We start from the raw sequence: 18,752 nt of genomic DNA on the forward strand, positions 1-18,752 counted from the left end.
CGGCCAGGCCGAGGAACCCGCCACGCAGGCCCCGATCCGCGCCTATGACGCCTACGGCCGCGAGATCTTCGTGCCGCGCGACCAATGGCGCGACAGCGTGCTGGCCGGCGCCATCGAGCGCCACTGGGACGACGCCGACGCGCTGTCGGGTCTGATCATCCAGTCGCTCGGCGACGGCTTCATCGATGAAATGGTCAAGCCCGCCGACCGCCTGGTCGAACTGCAACCCGGCGCCGAGCGCGGCGTGGTGCTGCAGGCCATCGTCTACATAAAGACCGGCCGGCTCGACGACGCCGAGCGCGTGCTGCGCGATTTCATGGCCGCCCGGGGCGAGACCGGCATCGTCCTCACCAACCTGGCCAAGATCCAGGACGAGCGCGGCGACGAGGCCGGCGCCCTGGCAACGCTGTGGCATGCGCTGGAACTCGATCCCAACCAGGACAACGGCCTGGGCTGGTACGAGGCGATCCACCGTGAACACGGCGGCGACGCCGCCGGCGTGGCCGCCATGCGCAAGGTCGCCGCCCTGCCCGGCAGCTGGCGCGCGCAGCTGTGGCTGGCGCACGGCGAACTGGGCTCGCACAACCTGTCCGGCGCGATCGCCCTGTATGAAGAATCGCTCGCCCGCGCCGGCACGCCCGCGCCCGCCGACCTGCTGGCGCAGATGAGCGGCGACCTGGGCAATGCCGGCGCGATCGAACCGATCGTGCAACTGGCCGGGCCGCGCTTCGATGCCGCGCTGCACGGCATCCAGGTCGGCAACAACCTGATCCGCGCCTACGTCGAACTGGGCCAGCCCGGCGAGGCCCGCGCCATCCTCGACCAGCTCTATGCGCAGCAGCGCCCCGACTGGAAGGACAACCTGGCCTATTGGGACACCGAACTGGCGCGCGCCGCGCTGGGTGACGGCGCGACCGAGCCGGCGCAGATGCGGCTGGCGATGCTGCTGGGCCGCGGCCCGGTCTGGCTGACGCCCGACTCGCCCGCGGCGGCGCTGTTCACGCCGGTGACGCCCGACCGCCCGCTGGTGTCGTTCCTGGGCGGCTCGGCCGAGATCGGCGACGCGCCCGAAGGCGCCGAGCGGCAGCTGGCCGACGCCACCGGCCGCCTGAGCCGCGCGCTGCCGCTGTACTTCAACGAACAACTGGCGCTGCGCTGCGGCCTGCGCACGCAGACGCTGGTGCCGTGGCTGACCGAGCCGCATCCCGGCTTCCTGCTGAGCGGCGCGGCCTGGGACGACACCGATGCCATCGGCTATGCGCAGCAATGCGAAGCGCAAAGCGATTACGTGGTGATCTCGCACCTGGTCACCGTCGCCGAGCCGTGGCGCGCCGAGGTGCGCCTGGTGCGCACCGAGGACGCCGAATGCATCGGCGCGCTGTCGGCCGAATTCCCGATGGCCGACCCGACCGCCGCGATCCAGCGCCTGACCGAGGAACTGGTGGCGCTGGTCGGCCGCGCCACCGCGCAGGCGCCGCTGTCCGCGCCGGCCAGCTACACGGTGCCGGATGGCGCCGCGTTCCCGCTGTACCTGCTGCGCCTGGAACAATTGCTGGCGGTGCGCTGCAACGGCGCCAACCCGGACCAGCCGGGCCAGTTGAATGGCGAACGCGAGATCATTGACGGCAACCTGCGCCAGTGCCTGGACTTCCCGCAAAGCGTCAACGCCCGACTGCTGCTGGCGCAGACCGTGCGCGCCATGAAGCGGCTGCGGCCCGACGTGGCGGGCGAGTTCGAGGAAAGGATCGCGCGGCTGCAACGCGAACAGCCGCTGGCCGCGCCGGCGCAAGCCGCGGTGCAGGACTTGCTGGACTGAGTCTCTGGCTGACGCAGGCGGCGCACGGCATCCTGCCAGGCCGCCGCGACCGGCGGGTCGCCCGCGTGGGCGGCCACCGCCGGCGCCCGCTTACAAGGCGCGGGCGATCACCAGCCGCTGGATGTCGCTGGTGCCTTCGTAGATCTGGCACACGCGCACGTCGCGGTAGATGCGCTCCACCGGAAAATCGGCCAGGTAGCCATAGCCGCCCAGCGTCTGGATCGCGGCCGAGCAGACCTTCTCGGCCATCTCGGAGGCGAACAGCTTGGCCATCGAGGCCTCGGTCAGCGCCGGCCTGCCGGCCTCGCGCAGCGCCGCCGCGTGCAGCACCATCTGCCGCGCCGCGTGGATCTGCGTGGCCATGTCGGCCAGCCGGAACGACACCGCCTGGTGCTCCATGATCGGCTTGCCGAAGGCCTGGCGGTCACGGGCGTAGTCGCGCGCGCATTCGAACGCCGCGCGCGCCATGCCGACCGACTGCGAGGCGATGCCGATGCGGCCGCCCTCCAGGTTCGACAGCGCGATCTTGTAGCCCTCGCCCTCCTCGCCCAGGCGCCACGCGGCGGGAATGCGCATGTCCTCGAAGGCGATCTGGCAGGTGTCGGACAGATGCTGGCCGAGCTTGTCCTCGACCCGCACCACCTGGTAGCCCGGGGTGTCGGTCGGCACGATGAAGGCCGAGATGCCGCGCTTGCCGGCCTGCGGATCGGTCACCGCGAACACGATCACCAGCTGCCCGGTGCGGCCCGAGGTGATGAACTGCTTGGCGCCGTTGAGCACGTAGTGGTCGCCGTCGCGCAGCGCGCGGGTGCGCAGGCTGCTGGCGTCGGAACCGGCCTGCGGTTCGGTCAGGGCGAAACCGCCGATGGCGACGCCGGTGGCCAGCGGCCGCAGGAACTGGTCCTTCTGCGCGTCGCTGCCGTACTTCAGGATCGGCATGCAGGCGACCGAGTTGTGCACGCTCATGATGGTCGAGCAGGCGCCATTGCCGGCCGCGATCTCCTCGAGCGCCACCGCGTACGACAGGTAGCCGCTGGCGTTGCCGTCCCATTCCTCCGGCACCAGCATGCCGAAGAAGCCCAGGTCGGCCATCTCGCGGATGGCGTCGGCCGGATAGTGGTGTTCGCGGTCCCAGCGTTCGGAATTCGGCGCCAGGCGTTCCTGGGCGAAACGGCGCGCCATGTCCTGCACGCTGAGCTGTTCTTCGGTCAATAGCATGTTCGATGTCTCCTGGTCGGGCAGTGCCGGACTGGCGCGGGTGGACGCCGTCCGTGTTCTCTTGCGCGGGCCGGCGTCCGGGATGCGGGCGCGGCACGATTGCGAGGATACACCGGCGCTCTACCCGCTAGCGCTCCGTGCAGTGCGGATGCAGCTTGAGCCGTTCCTGGAAGTCCCGCGCCAGCTGGTCCATGCGGATCGTCGCGAAGCGTTCCAGCAGCAGCCGGCGCGACTCGGCCATCGCGCCTTCCAGCCCGGCGTTGACGGCCTGCTCCACCAGGCATTTCGGTTCGCTCTGGTCCAGCCCGAGCGCGAAGATCGGCGGCTCGCCCAGCGCCTGGTAGACGTCCAGCAAGCTCAGCTCGGACAGCGGCCGCGTCAGCACCCAGCCGCCGCCATGGCCCTTCTCCGATTGCACATAGCCGCGCTCGCGCAGGCCGGACATCATGCGCCGCACCACCACGGGATTGGTGTTGAGCATCTTGCCGATGGTCTCGGAGGTCAGCGGCGCATCCTGCTCCGCCATGTGCAGCAGCACGTGCAGCATGCGGGACAGGCGGTTATCGCTGCGCATGGAAAGACTCCTGGTTCATGGTTTGAAACATTATAAGTTGCGTGACCGGACAGGATCGCCGTATCATGCAACTTTTAAAGTATCGAGAAATCCATGAAGCCCGAAAAACTGCCCCCCTGCTACGACGCCATCATCATCGGCGGCAGCTTCGCCGGCCTGTCGGCCGCCATGCAGCTGGCCCGCGCCCGCCGCCGCATCGCGTTGGTGGATGCCGGCCAACCGCGCAACCGCTTTGCCGCGCATTCGCACGGTTTCCTGGGCCAGGACGGCAAGACGCCGGCCGAGATCGTCGCCGTCGGGCGCGCCCAGCTGGCCGCCTACCGCACGGTGGACTTCATCGACGGCGCCGCCGCCAGCGCCGACGGCGAATCAGGCCGCTTCCTGGTCACCCTGGAAGATGGCCGCGAACTGCGCGGCGCCCGCCTGATCCTGGCCATCGGCGTGCGCGACGAACTGCCCGCGCTGCCGGGCCTGCGGGAACGCTGGGGCCAGACGGTGCTGCACTGCCCCTACTGCCATGGCTATGAAGTGGCCGACCAGCCGCTGGGCGTGCTGGCCGCCCACCCCATGTCCTCGCACCAGGCCGCGCTGCTGCCTGACTGGGGCCCGACCACCTATTTCACCCAGGGCGAGTTCGAGCCCGATGCCGAACAGGCCGCGCTGCTGACCGCCCGCGGCGTGCGCATCGAGCGCACCCCGGTGACGCAGCTGCTGGGGCCGGCGCCGCGCATCGACGCGGTGCAGCTGGCCGATGGCCGCCGCCTGCTGGTCAATGCGTTGTTCGTCGCCAGCCGCGTGCACATGGCCAGCCCGCTGGCGATGCAGCTGGGCTGCGCCTTCGACGAGGGCTTGCTGGGGCCTTACCTGCGGGTCGACGATTTCAAGCAGACCACGGTGCCGGGCGTCTACGCCGCGGGCGATGCCAGCCTGCAGATGGGCAATGCCACCCTGGCCAGCGCCTCGGGCGTGATGGCCGGGGTCGGCGTGCACCAGTCGCTGGTGCGCGATGACCCCGTCAAGTGCTGGCGCGCGCAGGCCAGCCGGCCGGTGTAGGCGTCCGCGCGACGCTCAGGTGCATTGCCACAGATGCGCGCTGACGCGGCAGTGGCCGCACCAGAAGCTGTAGTTGCAGCCGCCGCTGCCCCACATCCAGTCGCCGCCGTCCGCCTGCGGCAGGTCGGAATCGAGCTGCATCGCGAACGACATGCGCTGGTCGCAATCCGGACAGGCGGGGTAGTCCGCCGACTGCACCCAGCTGGGCGGGCCGCCGACACGGCTCAGGTTCTGGCGGCCGTTGGAATCGCCCCAGTCCTGCCAGGCCCAGCGCGCCGGGGCCTGGAACAGGGTCACGTCGGCCTCGCGCAGCGGTTCGGCGGGAAACTCCGGCGTCACCGGCTCGGCCTGGCGCTGCGACGGGTGCGCTTGCGGCGCGCCGTCGCCGTCGTGGCGGAAAAAGAGGATCGGGCCGTCCTGCTCCCACCCCTGGCACGACAGGCAGGTGGCCAGCGTCAGCGGCGTGGGGCAATCGATACCGGCGACCTCGGGCCGCGGCAAGGTCAGCAGGCGATGCAAGGGTCCATGGCACAGACCGCAGGCGGCCGCGAGCGCGCCGCCCATGCGGCCCGCCGTCACGGTGGCCATCGGCGACTCGGCGTCCGGCGCCGGCCAACCCCAGGTGGGATGCAGGCGCTGGATCTCGCGCCGCCACGCGGGTTGCGAGGCCGCCATCTGCTGGCGTTGCGCCGCGTCGAAACGGATGTGCAAGGGCTGCTCGCCATGCAGCGCGCGCGCCTGGCCGTCGTCGTCGGCATAGCCCACTTCCATCAGCCAATAGATGGCGTCGGGATCCACGCCGCCCCCGAAGCCCTGGCGCCACGCGCGCGACACCGTCTGCGGCTGGCGCGAGTGCAACAGGGCGCGCGCGCGCAGTTGGTCCGGGGAATCCGCTTCGATCGTCGGCGGCAGTTGCGCCAGCCACGCCCGCGCCGTCTCGGCGTCCAGCGCGCGCCAGGCCTGGTCGGTATTGAAACGCGGGCCGCCCGCGCCGGCTTCGGCGGCGGCCAGCAACGCCGGCCAGTGGCCCGCGAACAGCTGCGGCCATTGCAGCGCGGCCGAATCCAGCACCTCCGCCAGACCTTCCGTGACGGGCTCGCGCAGCGCCCGCTGCCACGCCTGCCGCAACGTGGCGGCATAGGTGGCGTCGTCCATCAGGTCGAGCGCGGCGTCGATGAAGGTGGCGTGCTTGAGCCCGCGATCCAGGAACCGCGTGACTAGTTCCCCCAGCGCCGCCGGGTCGTCGCGGCGCAGCCGCAACACCTGGCCCATGGGGTCGTTGTTCTTCCAGCCCAGCCGCTCAAAGGCGTCGACGATCTGCGCCGGCGACAACGCGTCCTGCGCGCCCGTCTTGTCGTTGCCGTCCGTCATGCCGGCTCCTTGCGGCCGGCGCTGGCGAATTTCTTCCAGTCCTCGTTGTCCACCAGGGTCGAGCGGAACACGCGCAGTTTCTCGCAGCCCTTAATCGACTTCAGCACCTTCTTGACCTGGTCGCAGACCGTGGCCGGCAGCCACGGGCTGAGCGTGACGCGCTTGATGGTCGCTGGCGCCACCGGCAGGCGCAGCACCGGCGTATCGCGCGTCCTGCGGCAGACGAACAGGCGGAACTCCTTTTCATCGCGGAAGGCGTGGCGCTTGAGGAACGGCAGGTCGGCCTCGGCCGGCGGCTGCTCGCGCAGCGACTTGATGGTGCGGTACTGCACCGTCTCGGCCCGCAAGTCGGGCACGCCGCGCACCTGCTCCACCAGCTTTTCCTTGTCGAACTCGATGCAGACCCCGCCGCTGCCGTGCGAGAACACGCGCCAGTGGTGATAGGTCTCGGAGGCCTCGGCCATGCACAGCGCGTAGATGCCCTGCAGGCGCTTGGCGCGCGCGTATTCCTCGATGTAGAACGAGTCGTTGCGGTCGTCCCACGCCTTCGGATTGAGCAGCGCCAGTTCGCCCGTCTGCAGGTAATCGATCAGGTAGGGAAGCTCGGTGTATCTGCGCAACGAGGTGGCCAAGGCGGTGCTCCGGTGTGTACCCAGCCGCCAGTCTACCCGCATCGCCGCCGGCACGACGTTACACTGGCCCCTTGCCAAAAGGAGACCCCATGCAGCAGAACAATGGTGAAGGAAGGCAAGCTCCCCGGCGCCACGCGCCTACCAGTCAGCGGTTCTGGTACATCGTCCTGGCGGGCACGCTGGTCACCCTCAGCTATGACCTCATGCCGCTATTGCGCGGCCAGCTCTCGCCCCTGCTGAAACTGATCTTGCCCGGGCTGCTGCTGGCCGGGCTGTACCGTGGCAGCGAATGGGCGCGGTGGCTGCTGATGATATCGTTGCTGGGCTTCGGCGTGCTGGTCATGTACCTGACGACCTCGCTGATGCCCTACTCGATCGACATCTGGCTGCACCGCTTTGTGTGCAGTGCCGCCATGATCGCGACGGGGCTGTACCTGGCGCTGGCCAAGAAGGACTTCCAGCGCTATTGCAGTTACGTGGCGTTTCGCGACGGCCCCAAGGCCGCGGCCAGGAAGCGGGCCGCCGCGGACGCCCGCCGCTAGCGCCCGGCACGCCAGGGCGCATCGGCCGTCAACCGCTCACGCCGGCAGGCCGGCCCCGCGCGGTCAGCGCAACGCGGTCTTGAAGAACGCGACCACCGCCGCGTTGAAATCACGGTGCCAGGCCGCGCGGTCGAAACCCGGCGCGTCGCGGCAGATCGCGGGCATCGCCTCGGCCTGCGCGGCGGAGCACGGCGCCAGGAAGGCGAAATGCCCGGCGCCGGCGACCGGGTGAAATTCGGATGCCGCCAGCCCCTGGCGCACCGCCTCGACACTGGCCGGCGTGACGCCGTCGCCGCCCAGCGCCGATACCCACAGCTGCACCGGCGCCGACACCGCCTTGAGCGCGTCGGCGCTGAAGGCGGTGAGCGGGTCGGCGATGACCAGCGCCTTGATGCGCGCATCCTTCACATAGGGTTGCGCCGGCACTTTGCCGTCACGGATGTCGCGGCACATCGGCAGTGACGGTTCGTCGCCGCAGATCGCCAGGCCGCGCGTGAAATCGGGCGTCGCGCCGGCCAGCACCAGCCCCGTGTAGCCGCCGCGCGAAAAACCGAAGAAACCCACCTCGCCGTCCAGTTGCGCCCGCTGTGGCCACGCCCCCGTCAGGTAGTCGATCAGCCGCCTGATCTCGCGCGGCCGGGTCGAGAAGATCGACAGATAGCCCTGGCGCGAGCGGTCCACCGCGTTGTCGCCGACATGGTTGATCGCCGCCACCACGAAGCCCGCGTCCGCCAGCGCCGCGGCGGTGTCGTGATGGCCCAGGTACGAGCCGGCCGATCCGTGCGACATGACGATGAGCGGCTTGCGCCCCTCGGTCATCGGGCAGTCCGGCGTCGCCGCGAGGGTGACGCGGCCGATGCCGACCTCCTGCGGCGGCGCGGCGCACGGATACCAGATGCCGCCCAGCAGGGCCGGGCCGTTCATGTCCATCGGCAGGTTCAGACGCTGGAAACCGGCGGCGTGCGCGTTGGCGCTGAGCGCCAGCGACAGGCCGACGCAGGCGCGCGCCAGGCGCGGGCCGGCGGCGGCGGAAAAACAACGGGAGAACGCGGAACGGACGGAAGCAAGGCGCATGCGGAAGGAATCGGAATGGATCGGATGGCGCGCCGCAAGGGCGCGGCGGGTGACGCGCCGCGCGGGCGCGGCTAGCAGGAAATGATGACGGCAGCCAGGCCGCGGCGTGATCGGAATTGTCATTTTAATGTCCGCGAACTGTCGAAGCGGCGCGCCCAGACTGTCTTTCGCCACGCGCCAGCAGGCCGAGCCCGCGCCGCGTGGCGCAATCGAGTCATCCCGTCTACGGAGTCATCCATGAAAAGAATATTCGTCGCCGCGGCCGCTACGGCCCTGTCCGGCGCGGCGGCCGCGCAAACGTCCGTCACGCTCTATGGCGTCATCGACACCGGCATCGGCTATGCCAATGTCGACGGCAGCTACACCGACCCGGCCACCGGCCGCCGCAGCAGCATCGACAGCAGCCGCATCGGCACGACCAGCGGCACCACGGCCGGCTCGCGCTGGGGCCTGCGCGGCAAGGAAGACCTGGGCGATGGCCTGTACGCGGTCTTCCAGCTGGAGTCGGGCTTCGACAGCCGCAACGGCAACTCGCTGCAGAGCGGCCGCCTGTTCGGCCGCGAAGCCACCGTCGGCCTGGGCAGCGCCGAGTGGGGCGAAGTGCGGCTGGGCCGGCAGTACAACGTCGCCACGCGCTATTTCGGCGGCATGCTCGGGCCCGCCTTCGGCGGCGGCTTCAACCAGCTGAACACCGGCGGCGGCCTCGGCTTCAGCTCGGCCTACTTCCCGCGCTACGACAACCTGGTGGTGTACGAGACGCCGTCGATGGGCGGCTTCAAGGCGGCCGTCGGCTACGCCTTCAACGTCGACGACCAGAAGACCGCGCAGACTGGCTTTGCCACCGCCGACAACACCCGCGCCATCACCGCCGGCCTGCGCTACGACAACGGCCCGCTGATGGGCTTTGCCACCTATGACCAGCTGAACGCCTCCAACAAGCTGAGCCAGGGCCAGGTCGACGCGACGCCGCGCTCGTACATCGTCGGCGGCTCGTACGACTTCGAGGTCTTCAAGGTGGCGCTGGCGTACAACCGCCTCACCGATGGCTGGTTCGCCGGCAAGAGCCTGCCCGGCGGCGCCGGCATCGGCGGCTTCACCGGCACGCCGTCCTATGCGTTCTCCAAGGGCTTCCGGTCGAATTCGTACATGCTCGCGGTGGCGGCCCCGGTCGGCAAGTCCGGCGGCGCCTTCGCCTCGTGGCAGCGCGCCGACGCCAACAGCGCGCAGCTCACCGGCGGCGACTCGGCCAGCAACACCTACAGCCTGGGCTACAACTACAACCTGTCCAAGCGCACCGACCTGTATGCGGTCGCCTCGTACACGACCAACTGGGCGTTCCTGGACAACGCCAAGGCGACCGAAATGAATGTGGGGATACGCCACCGCTTCTGATCGCGGGCGGAGCGATCCCCCTTGCGCAAGTTCCCGTTGATGACGCCCGCCTCCGCGAAGGGATGGGTGGTTTGTCGCCGCGCGTTTCCGGGTCCATCCGGGAACGCGCGTTTTTTCACCGCGGCAGCGCGGCGAGCGGTGTTGTATCGGGCGATACGGACGACGTCATTTGGCAGGCTCCTGAAGAATCAATAGGGCTTCATGGTGTGAACCTGGCTCTTGGCCATTCGTTGCACGCCATAGGCGATCGCGCCGCCGAACACACTGGAATTGATCCAGCCGGGCACGCGGACCGTGACGTACTGGTCGGTCTCCTCCACCACTTGCGAATCGCGGAAGAACATCTCTTCGGCCTGCATGTACATGCCCATGCCGCCCATCTTGCTTCCGATCAGGTTCAGGCTGCCGAAGTTGACGCGCTTGCCGGTGGCGGGAAGCTCTCCGTTCAGGTCGCGCTTGACCAGGTCGGCCAGCGCCACGGCGCCATCGCCGAGTTCCTTTTTGTATTGCGCGACCTGCTGATCCTGAAGGCTGGCCAGCTCCGATTCGGCATACATCGTCGGCAAGTGGTAGGTATAACGCCCGACCCATTTGGTCTGCGGGTTGTCGACGTGGAAGACAAGGGCCAATCGGACTTTCTCGTCGTCGCAGCGCTGCACGAACACGAACGTTTTGAGGTCGAACGCCGCGGACTCGGCGGCCGCCTTGATGCCGGCCGCCGCCAGCGCATCCGTCGCGATCGGCAACGGATCGATCTGGAGGATGGAATCCTTGTACTGGTTCGCCATCGCCTGCGATTTGCGGGAAATGTTCATGCTGCCGAAGATCGGCCCCAGGAATATGCTGCCGCCCTGGGTCTGAATGAAGATGTAGTGGGTGCCGTCGACAATGCCCGCCTGCACCGGCAGGTATTTCTTGTCCGGCATGGCCGGGGACACCGAGACTTCCGACGGCGTTCCCGCCGGCACGACCGGTGGCGTGGTGGTCTTCAAGGCGGGTGCGCAACCGCTCAACAACGTGGTGAACGCCAACATCAAGGGGGCCAGGAACCGCATGTCGCTGATCTGCATGTGAGTGTGTCAGGGGATGAGAGGCCGCCATTACACCCGATTCAGAGACATTTAGAAACATCATTCATGCACGGCCCCTGCCCCCCCCCTATCCGTCAGGAGGCGCCTGCGGGCGACTGGATCATCTTCCAGCCATTGCCGGCGGGATCCCGGAACCCCGCATCGATGCTGCCGTACCGCTCGACCGGTTCCTGCGTGAACTCCACGCCCAGCGCCAGCAAGCGGGCGTGGCTGGCGCGGCAATCGGCCACCGCCAGCACCAACGGCGGCATCGCGCCCTTGGCGACCATGGCGCGCAAGGTCTGCGCGGTGGCGTCGTCGTGCACCGGCGGCCCGGGCCGGAACAGGCCCAGCTGGAACGACGGCTGGTCCGGATGCTGCACGGTCAGCCAGCGGTATGGCCCATTGCCCACGTCCGTATGGACGCGGAATCCGAGTTTGTCGACGTAGAACCGCAGCGCCTCGTCCTGGTCGTCCACATAGACGCCGACGACATTGATCCCAGCACTCATGACCTCTCCTTCGGTAGGTGGATTGGCGACCCGGCCAAGGGGTCGATCAGCGCACTCTATTCCTGGCCTGGCGGCGACGCTTCTCCAAAACTGCGATGGTCAGGTCAGGCCGCGACGCGGCCTTGACCACGCAGGCGGGTATCTGGCCCAGTCCCGCCATCCCGGCCCGCGCCGCCACGCGCATGGCGCCGGGGCTGCGGCCCGTGATGTCACGGAAGATGCGGCCGAAGGTGCCCAGGCTTTCCCAGCCGGTGGCATAGGCGATCTCGGTGATGGCCAGGTCCGTGTCGCGCAACAGCGCGATGGCCTGTTCGATGCGGCGCGTCAACAGGTAGCGATGCGGCGGCAGGCCGAAGGCCCGCTTGAAGGAACGCGCGAAATACGCCGCGGACACGCCGCTGACCTCGGCCAGCCGCGCCACCGGCCAGGCTTCGTGCGAGGCGGCGTCCATGCGGTCCCTGGCGCGCAGCAGGCGGCGCAGCAAGGCCGGATCCTGCAAAGGTTTCTCGACGGCCGGCGCCGGCGGGGAGGCGCGCGGGCGCGGCATCCTAGACTTCCTCGATCACCGCCGCGGGCGCGAACGGCGTGCCCAGGCCCAGCGCGCGGTAGATCCGTTCCAGGATGCGCTGGCGGCGCGTCGGCCGGCCCATGCGCCAACGCGTATCCAGGAACAGCAGCGGCAGCGCGACGCACAGCCATGCCAACAGCAAGAACGCGAACACCACCGCCGCCAGCTCCGGCGCCGTCTCGCGGCTGGACGGCGAGCCGGAAGTCGCCAGCACCGCCACCACCACCAGCCAGCACACCAGCAGCAGCGCGGCCAGCAGCGTCAACAGCGGCACGCGCTGCTTCAGGCCCACGCCCACCGGCGCGATGTCGGTGAAGGCGCTGCGGAAGTAGTGATGGCAGACATAGACGCGCCCGTCTTCCAGGTTGCGCAGGCCGTAGACCAATTGGTCCGGCCCGGCGCCGCTGACCTGGCCGGCGTAGGCGGCCACCTCCACCTGGTCGCCCTCGGCCAGGAATGGCATCGCATCGCCGAAGTTCTCGGCCACATACATGACGAAACGGCGCGCGCCCACCTGGAAGCGGTAGATGCCATAGGCGGGCGTGGTGCGCATCGAGGGCCTGGCCTCGTGCGTCAGGCCAGCCAGGGCGCCGCGTGCCAGCAGGATCTCGGGCGCCGCGTCGGTGATCAGCGTCTCGCCCTCGCCGCGCGCGGGGTCGGCGGGCGGGGCGGCCGGCGGGGCGGCGGCCGCCACGGGCGTCTTCAGGCGTTCGCGGTAGAGCGCCTCGCTGCGCAGGATCGCCGCCCGGTGCAGGCGGTTGTGCCACAGGCCGTACAACGAGAACCCCGCCAGCAGCACGGCGACCAGCGCCACCGTCAGCGCCAGCACCAGGCCCAGCACCTGCGCGAAGGACGACAGATCGAGCAACCAGGCCAGCGCCCCGGCCGCCGCCGCGACCGCCAGGCTGATGCCGATGCCGCGCCAGGCGCGACGCCGCTGATCGACGTAGTAGCGCGGCGGCACGCCCGGGCCCTGCCCTGCGTCCAGCCAGGAAAAATGGCGCAAGCCGCCCGCGCCGCCCTCGATCACGCCGACGCGCACGGGCGTGGCCTGCAACGCCAATCCCCGCAGCGTGCGGATATCGGCCGGGTCTTCGAACGCGCCGTTGACCGGCACGCCGTTCACCCGCAGGAACACCTGGCCGCGCACCCGCGGCACCGCCTCCCGGAACTGGTCGATGCGGCCTTCGATCGTGGCGGCCACCGTGTTCGTGCGCTTGGACATGCGTGCTGGCGGGCCGCGACGGGCGCGGCCGGTACTGGAAAGCGCCCAGCATACCGCAGGGTCCGCCGCACCCGGGCGAGGCCCGCGCTTTCATGGTTTTTTTGCATCAACCCGGCAATTAATTGCACTTCACGGCGCCGCGGCCACGGCGGGAAAATGCCCTGGCGATCAGGCGCGGCCGCCAATGCTTAACGCGCTGCCTGCCCTCCCCCGACGCCGCGCGCAACGACAAGGAGCCCGATCATGAACATCGCCCTGGAACGCCTGGCGCGCCAGCTCGACCTGGATGCGCCCGGCAACGAACGGTTGCGCCTGGCCTTCGGCCACGCCTGTACCCAGCGCGTCGAGCATCTGCTGGAGGAACCGCGGGCGCTGGACTGCCTGGCCGTGCTGGGCCGCTATCTCGATGGCGCCTGTGACGCCGAAGCGCTGGCGCGGGCCGCCGCCCTCGCGGCGGCGCTGGCCAATCATCATCCCGGTTCGACCTCCATCGACGGCTGCGGCCATGCCGCGGTATCGGCCACCTATGCCGTCGCCAGCGCCTTGGCCGGCAAGGCGCTGCGGGCGGCCGAGTACGCGGCCTACGCCGCCGTCTATGGCCAGGGCAGCTACGGCGCGGTGTCGGATCCGGCCTCGTTCGACATCGAGCACGCCTGGCAGGCGGACTGCCTGGCGCGGTGCGCGTTGCCGGCCTGAAGCGCCGCTGTGAGCACCCCGGCGCGCTCACAGCGGCCCCGCGGCCAGCATGAAGCTGCCGCCACGGATCACGTGCAGCAAGCGCGGCCGGCGGCCGCCATCGACCTTCCTGCGCAGGCGACGCATGGCGATCGCGACGGCCTGGCACTTGACGTGCCCCGCGCCCAGGCCCGGCGCCCTGGCCTTCCAGACCGACTCGGCCAGTTGCCAGCTGGTGAACACCGCGCCCGGGCTGCCCATGAGCATGGCGAGCAGCCCGAACTCCTTCGGCGTCAACAGCAGCGGCTCGCCATCCCGGTACGCGCGACAGCGCAGCAGGTCCAGCTCCAGGTCCGCGAATTGCAGCCTGTCGCCGGACTCGGGCATGCACGTCAGCAGGACGTGACCCATTTCAGGGATGCCCCGATGCCGCGGGCGCGGCTATCGGCGGCTCTCGTTCTGGCGCTGCACTTCGGCCTGGTAGTCAGGGCCCGAGCGCAGCCGCACATACTCCGAGAACGCCGCCTTGTACTCGGGACTGTAGATGTCCGGCGTGGCCTCGCCGCGCCAGAACCGGTCCACGCCGGCGCGCTTCCACAGCGCCAGGTCGGCCAGCACCTCGGCGCGCGAGAGCGACGCGCCGTAGGGGCTGGCCAGGGCCGTGGACGGCGCCTGCTGGGCCAGCGCCGTGCCGGAAACGCCCGCCGCCAGGGCCAGGATCAGTGCGGTTTTACGAAGAATCTGCATGCTTCACTCCTATGAATCGTGGGGGGTACTGCACGGGATTCATTCTAGGAAGGCGATGCAGACAGAAAGCGGATAAGGGGATTACGTTTTCGCAATGAAAAAGCGCCACGGAAACCGTGGCGCTTCGAGGCCGCGAAGCAATCGCGGGATGCTTACCGCACCTTCCCCGCCTTCCAGGCCTCCAGCAGCTGCTCGTACGCCACTGTCTCGCCCTTGGGCTTTTCATTGCCCAGCTTCTTCCACGGCGCGTGCTGATCCGACAGCCACTTGTTCGGATCGCCCTTGGCGTTCAGCTTGGGCGCGCATTGCGCCATGCCGGCCCGCTCCAGCCGCGCCATCACCTGGTCCATTTCGTTGGCCAGGTTGTCCATCGCGGCCTGCGGCGTCTTCTCGCCGGTGACGGCGGTGGCGACGTTCTTCCACCACAGCTGCGCCAGCTTGGGATAGTCGGGCACGTTGTTGCCGGTCGGCGTCCAGGCCACCCGCGCCGGGCTGCGGTAGAACTCGATCAGGCCGCCGTAGTTGGCCGCGTTCTTGCTGAAGTAGTCGCTGTGGATGTCGCTGTCGCGGATGAAGGTCAGGCCGGTGATCGACTTCTTCAGCGACACCGTCTTGGCCGTGACGAACTGGGCGTAGAGCCAGGCGGCGGCCATCTTGTCGGGGTTGGTGGACTTGAAGAAGGTCCACGAGCCCACGTCCTGGTAGCCGTTCTGCATGCCGTCCTTCCAGTACGGACCGTACGGCGACGGCGCCATGCGCCACTTGGGCGTGCCGTCCTCGTTGACCACCGGCAGGCCCTTCTTGGTCATGTCGGCGGTGAAGGCCGTGTACCAGAAGATCTGCTGCGCGATCTGGCCCTGCGCCGGCACCGGACCGGATTCCGAGAAGGTCATGCCCATGGCCTGCTGCGGCGCGTACTTTTTCATCCAGTCGACGTACTTGGTCAGGGCGTAGACCGCGGCCGGACTGTTGGTGGCGCCGCCGCGCGCCACCGAGGCGCCCACCGGCGTGCACTTGTCGTCGGCCACGCGGATGCCCCACTCGTCCACCGGCATGCCGTTGGGCAGGCCCTTGTCGGCGGCGCCGGCCATCGACAGCCACGCGTCGGTGAAGCGCCAGCCCAGCGACGGGTCCTTCTTGCCGTAGTCCATGTGGCCATAGACCTTCTTGCCGTCGATCTCCTTGACGTCGTTGGAGAAGAAGTCGGCGATGTCCTCGTAGGCGGACCAGTTGGTCGGCACGCCCAGGTCGTAGCCATACTTGGCCTTGAACTTGTCCTTCAGGTCCTGGCGCGCGAACCAGTCGGCGCGGAACCAGTAGACGTTGGCGAACTGCTGGTCGGGCAGCTGGTACAGCTTGCCGTCCGGCGCGGTGGTGAACTTGGTGCCGATGAAGTCCTTCAGGTCCAGGCCCGGGTTGGTCCATTCCTTGCCGGCGCCGGCCATGTAGTCGGACAGCGGCAGGATGGCGCCGTAGCGGTAGTGCGTGCCGATCAGGTCGGAGTCGGAGATCCAGCCGTCGTAGATGGACTTGCCCGACTGCATCGAGGTCTGCAGCTTCTCGACCACGTCGCCTTCCTGGATCAGGTCGTGGTTGACCTTGATGCCGGTGATCTCGGTGAAGGCCTTGGCCAGCACCTTGGACTCGTACTCGTGGGTGGTGATGGTTTCCGACACCACGTTGATTTCGTTGACGCCCTTGGCCTTGAGCTTGGCGGCGGCCTCGATGAACCACTTCATCTCGGCCATCTGCTGGTCCTTGGACAGGGTCGACGGCTGGAATTCCGAATCGACCCACTTCTTCGCTTCCGGCTCGCCGGCCCAGGCCCCTGACGTACCGATCAGGGCGATGGCGGCCGCCATGGCGTGCATGCGCAATTTCATGACCTGTCTCCTCGATAAGTCCTCCCCATGGGTGCTGCGGACTTCTGGCCGGGGAAGACATTGGCCGATCGTCCTTCCAAACCGCTGATATCGCGCGGGGTCTGCGCCCCGTCAGCCTTTCCTCATGATGAAGGCCAGCAGCAGCATGGACAGCACGAAGCTGATCCACACCGATGGCGGCTCATCCAGCGAAAACCATTCCACCGCCTTCTGCCCGAACCCCAGGAACGCCAGGTTGAGCCAGGCCGCGGCCATCAGGCCGATGAAGAGGCGGTCGCCGCGGGTCGTGCGCAGCGGCAGGAAGCCCTTGCGCTCGACCGTGGGCGATTTCAGTTCCCAGACCGTCATGCCCACCAGCATCAGCACGATGCAGGAGAAGAACACGGCGACGGGGGTGGTCCATACCATCCAGCTGAACATGTGGCGCCCTCCCCCTCAGACCCGGCCCATCGCGAAGCCCTTCGCGATGTAGTGCCGCACGAACCAGATGACGATGCCGCCGGGCACGATGGTCAGCACCCCGGCCGCCGCCAGCACGCCCCAGTCCATGCCCGAGGCCGAGACCGTGCGCGTCATGGTGGCGACGATGGGCTTGGCGTTGACCGAGGTCAGCGTGCGCGCCAGCAGCAGCTCGACCCAGCTGAACATGAAGCAGAAGAACGCCGCCACGCCCACGCCCGACTTGATCAGCGGCAGGAAGATCGTCAGGAAGAAGCGCGGGAACGAATAGCCGTCCACGTAGGCCGTCTCGTCGATCTCGCGCGGCACGCCGGACATGAAGCCCTCCAGGATCCACACCGCCAGCGGCACGTTGAACACCAGGTGCGCCAGCGCCACCGCCAGGTGCGTGTCCATCAGCCCGAACGAGCTGTACAGCTGGAAGAACGGCAGCAGGAACACCGCCGGCGGCGTCATGCGGTTGGTCAGCAGCCAGAAGAACACGTGCTTGTCGCCGATGAAGCGGTAGCGCGAGAAGGCGTAGGCCGCCGGCAGCGCCACGGCCAGCGAGATGACCGTGTTGATGACCACGTAGATCAGCGAGTTGATGTAGCCCGAATACCAGGCCGGATCGGTGAAGATGGTGCGGTAGTGCTCCAGCGTGAAATCGCGCGGCCACAGCGTCAGGGTGCTGACGATCTCGGTATTGGTCTTGAACGACATGTTCAGCATCCAGTACAGCGGCAGGATGGCGAACACCAGGTACAGCGCCAGGAAGGCGCCGCGCCACCAGGTCGATTGCTCACGCATTGGCGCGCTCCTCGTCGAAACCGCCGGTGGTGCCGGCGCGCTGCATCCAGTTGTACAGAATGAAGCAGAGCAGCAGGATGATCAGGAAGTAGATGATCGAGAACGCCGCCGCCGGGCCCAGGTCGAACTGGCCCACGGCCTTCTGCGTCAGGTACTGCGACAGGAAGGTGGTGGCGTTGCCCGGCCCGCCGCCGGTCAGCACGAACGGTTCGGTGTAGATCATGAAGCTGTCCATGAAGCGCAGCAGCACCGCGATCATCAGCACGCCGCGCATCTTGGGCAGCTGGATGTAGCGGAACACCGCCAGGCGCGAGGCGCCGTCGATGCGCGCGGCCTGGTAATAGGCGTCGGGAATGGCGCGCAGGCCGGCATAGCACAGCAGCGCCACCAGCGGCGTCCAGTGCCAGACATCCATCACCAGCACCGTGACCCAGGCGTCGAGGTCGTTGCCGGTGTAGTTGTAGTCCACTCCCAGCCACGACAGCGTCGCCCCAAGCAGGCCGATGTCGGTGCGCCCGAACACCTGCCAGATGGTGCCCACCACGTTCCACGGGATCAGCAGCGACAGCGCGATGATGACCAGCACCGCCGAGGCGCGCCAGCCGCTGGCCGGCATCGACAGCGCCAGCAGGATGCCCAGCGGGATCTCGATGGCCAGCACCGCCAGCGAGAAGCCGATCTGGCGCAGCAGCGCGCCGTGCAGTTCCTCGTCCTGCAGCACGGCGGCGAACCATTCGGTGCCGACGAACACGCGGCGCTCGGGCGAGATGATGTCCTGCACCGAGTAATTGACGATGGTCATCAGCGGCAGGATGGCCGAGAACGCCACGCACAGCACCACGGGCAGGACCAGGAACCAGGCCCGGTGATCGATCGGTTTCATCGGATCAGCTCCTCGTCGCGGTAGAAGCAGGTATGCGGATTGAGCGCCGACAGCCACACCGTGGCGCCGGGCGCGATCGAGGCGGCGTCGGTGCCCAGGCGGGCGCGCAGCGGCGTGCCCTCGAAGTCGGCCAGCAGCAAGGTGTAGGTGCCCACGTCCTGCACCCGTTGGACCGTGGCCGGGATGGCGCCGGGCGCGTTGGCGTCGGCCAGGCGCAGGTATTCCGGGCGCACGCCCAGCTTGACCGGGCCGACGTCGGCCAGCCTGGC

21 protein-coding genes are annotated in these 18,752 nt (G+C 68.7%); 5 read left to right on the top strand and 16 right to left on the bottom strand.

Going from position 1 to position 18,752, the window contains the following annotated elements; genetic code table 11:
* A partial coding sequence (locus tag AOZ53_RS34670) for a tetratricopeptide repeat protein (RefSeq protein ID WP_197286465.1) occupies positions 1-1,816 on the top strand: 1,816 nt, incomplete at its 5' end.
* Positions 1,817-1,906: 90 nt separating this feature from the next.
* On the opposite strand, the gene AOZ53_RS08120 is transcribed toward AOZ53_RS34670, so the two are convergent.
* The gene (locus AOZ53_RS08120) at positions 1,907-3,034 is read right to left on the bottom strand and encodes an acyl-CoA dehydrogenase family protein (protein ID WP_054431320.1); all 1,128 of its coding nucleotides are present in this window, start codon (positions 3,032-3,034) and stop codon (positions 1,907-1,909) included.
* A gap of 127 nt (positions 3,035-3,161) precedes the next feature.
* Positions 3,162-3,608 carry an Rrf2 family transcriptional regulator gene (locus AOZ53_RS08125; protein WP_054431319.1) on the bottom strand — a complete coding sequence of 149 codons (447 nt, stop codon included), beginning with the start codon at positions 3,606-3,608 and terminating at the stop codon, positions 3,162-3,164.
* Between the two features lie 93 nt (positions 3,609-3,701).
* On the opposite strand from AOZ53_RS08125, the gene AOZ53_RS08130 reads away from it, so the two are divergent.
* Positions 3,702-4,661 carry an NAD(P)/FAD-dependent oxidoreductase gene (locus AOZ53_RS08130; protein WP_054477082.1) on the top strand — a complete coding sequence of 320 codons (960 nt, stop codon included), beginning with the start codon at positions 3,702-3,704 and terminating at the stop codon, positions 4,659-4,661.
* 15 nt (positions 4,662-4,676) lie between these two features.
* Here AOZ53_RS08130 and AOZ53_RS08135 read toward each other — a convergent pair whose 3' ends face one another.
* Together AOZ53_RS08135 and AOZ53_RS08140 are read right to left on the bottom strand one after the other, a co-directional pair.
* The gene (locus tag AOZ53_RS08135) at positions 4,677-6,032 is read right to left on the bottom strand and encodes a hypothetical protein (RefSeq protein WP_082385570.1); all 1,356 of its coding nucleotides are present in this window, start codon (positions 6,030-6,032) and stop codon (positions 4,677-4,679) included.
* Complete coding sequence (locus AOZ53_RS08140; protein ID WP_054431317.1) at positions 6,029-6,664, bottom strand: DUF2971 domain-containing protein; 636 nt, start codon at positions 6,662-6,664, stop codon at positions 6,029-6,031. Before AOZ53_RS08140 ends, AOZ53_RS08135 begins: the two co-directional genes overlap by 4 nt.
* Positions 6,665-6,753: 89 nt before the next feature.
* Between AOZ53_RS08140 and AOZ53_RS08145 the strand changes: the two genes are divergently transcribed.
* Complete coding sequence (locus AOZ53_RS08145) at positions 6,754-7,206, top strand: hypothetical protein (RefSeq protein ID WP_054477080.1); 453 nt, start codon at positions 6,754-6,756, stop codon at positions 7,204-7,206.
* Positions 7,207-7,269: 63 nt separating this feature from the next.
* Here AOZ53_RS08145 and AOZ53_RS08150 read toward each other — a convergent pair whose 3' ends face one another.
* Positions 7,270-8,280, bottom strand: a complete 1,011-nt coding sequence (locus AOZ53_RS08150) for an alpha/beta hydrolase family protein (RefSeq protein ID WP_369816795.1) — start codon at positions 8,278-8,280, stop codon at positions 7,270-7,272.
* A gap of 237 nt (positions 8,281-8,517) precedes the next feature.
* Here AOZ53_RS08150 and AOZ53_RS08155 point away from each other — a divergent pair, with 237 nt between their 5' ends.
* Positions 8,518-9,672 (top strand): porin, encoded by a 1,155-nt coding sequence (locus AOZ53_RS08155; RefSeq protein ID WP_054431315.1) that lies wholly within the window; start codon positions 8,518-8,520, stop codon positions 9,670-9,672.
* A gap of 188 nt (positions 9,673-9,860) precedes the next feature.
* Here AOZ53_RS08155 and AOZ53_RS08160 read toward each other — a convergent pair whose 3' ends face one another.
* From AOZ53_RS08160 to AOZ53_RS08175, 4 genes are all read right to left on the bottom strand, one after another.
* Positions 9,861-10,742, bottom strand: a complete 882-nt coding sequence (locus AOZ53_RS08160) for a hypothetical protein (RefSeq protein ID WP_156333310.1) — start codon at positions 10,740-10,742, stop codon at positions 9,861-9,863.
* Between the two features lie 95 nt (positions 10,743-10,837).
* Positions 10,838-11,254 (bottom strand): VOC family protein, encoded by a 417-nt coding sequence (locus AOZ53_RS08165; protein ID WP_054431313.1) that lies wholly within the window; start codon positions 11,252-11,254, stop codon positions 10,838-10,840.
* Between the two features lie 46 nt (positions 11,255-11,300).
* A complete protein-coding gene (locus AOZ53_RS08170) occupies positions 11,301-11,801 on the bottom strand; it encodes a helix-turn-helix transcriptional regulator (protein WP_054431312.1) in 501 nt (166 codons plus the stop codon).
* A 1-nt stretch (position 11,802) separates the two neighbouring features.
* Complete coding sequence (locus AOZ53_RS08175) at positions 11,803-13,047, bottom strand: hypothetical protein (protein ID WP_054487502.1); 1,245 nt, start codon at positions 13,045-13,047, stop codon at positions 11,803-11,805.
* A 243-nt stretch (positions 13,048-13,290) separates the two neighbouring features.
* Here AOZ53_RS08175 and AOZ53_RS08180 point away from each other — a divergent pair, with 243 nt between their 5' ends.
* Positions 13,291-13,743 carry a hypothetical protein gene (locus AOZ53_RS08180; protein WP_054487504.1) on the top strand — a complete coding sequence of 151 codons (453 nt, stop codon included), beginning with the start codon at positions 13,291-13,293 and terminating at the stop codon, positions 13,741-13,743.
* A gap of 27 nt (positions 13,744-13,770) precedes the next feature.
* Here AOZ53_RS08180 and AOZ53_RS08185 read toward each other — a convergent pair whose 3' ends face one another.
* From AOZ53_RS08185 to AOZ53_RS08215, 7 genes are all read right to left on the bottom strand, one after another.
* A complete protein-coding gene (locus AOZ53_RS08185) occupies positions 13,771-14,133 on the bottom strand; it encodes a winged helix-turn-helix domain-containing protein (protein WP_054487506.1) in 363 nt (120 codons plus the stop codon).
* A gap of 30 nt (positions 14,134-14,163) precedes the next feature.
* On the bottom strand, positions 14,164-14,469 hold the full coding sequence (locus tag AOZ53_RS08190; RefSeq protein ID WP_054477074.1) for a DUF4148 domain-containing protein: 306 nt from the start codon (positions 14,467-14,469) through the stop codon (positions 14,164-14,166).
* Positions 14,470-14,621: 152 nt separating this feature from the next.
* Positions 14,622-16,352, bottom strand: coding sequence for an ABC transporter substrate-binding protein (locus tag AOZ53_RS08195; protein ID WP_054487508.1), 1,731 nt, complete (start codon positions 16,350-16,352; stop codon positions 14,622-14,624).
* A 111-nt stretch (positions 16,353-16,463) separates the two neighbouring features.
* Positions 16,464-16,772 (bottom strand): DUF2160 domain-containing protein, encoded by a 309-nt coding sequence (locus tag AOZ53_RS08200; RefSeq protein ID WP_047992707.1) that lies wholly within the window; start codon positions 16,770-16,772, stop codon positions 16,464-16,466.
* A gap of 15 nt (positions 16,773-16,787) precedes the next feature.
* Entirely contained in the window at positions 16,788-17,600 is an 813-nt protein-coding gene (locus AOZ53_RS08205) for a carbohydrate ABC transporter permease (protein ID WP_006385279.1), read from the bottom strand.
* A complete protein-coding gene (locus tag AOZ53_RS08210; RefSeq protein ID WP_006385278.1) occupies positions 17,593-18,483 on the bottom strand; it encodes a carbohydrate ABC transporter permease in 891 nt (296 codons plus the stop codon). Before AOZ53_RS08210 ends, AOZ53_RS08205 begins: the two co-directional genes overlap by 8 nt.
* On the bottom strand, positions 18,480-18,752 hold a 273-nt coding region (locus tag AOZ53_RS08215), incomplete at its 5' end, for a TOBE domain-containing protein (RefSeq protein ID WP_156333320.1). The genes AOZ53_RS08215 and AOZ53_RS08210, both read right to left, overlap by 4 nt.

The organism is Achromobacter sp. 2789STDY5608621 (assembly GCF_001299375.1).
Lineage (GTDB): Bacteria > Pseudomonadota > Gammaproteobacteria > Burkholderiales > Burkholderiaceae_B > Achromobacter > Achromobacter insuavis.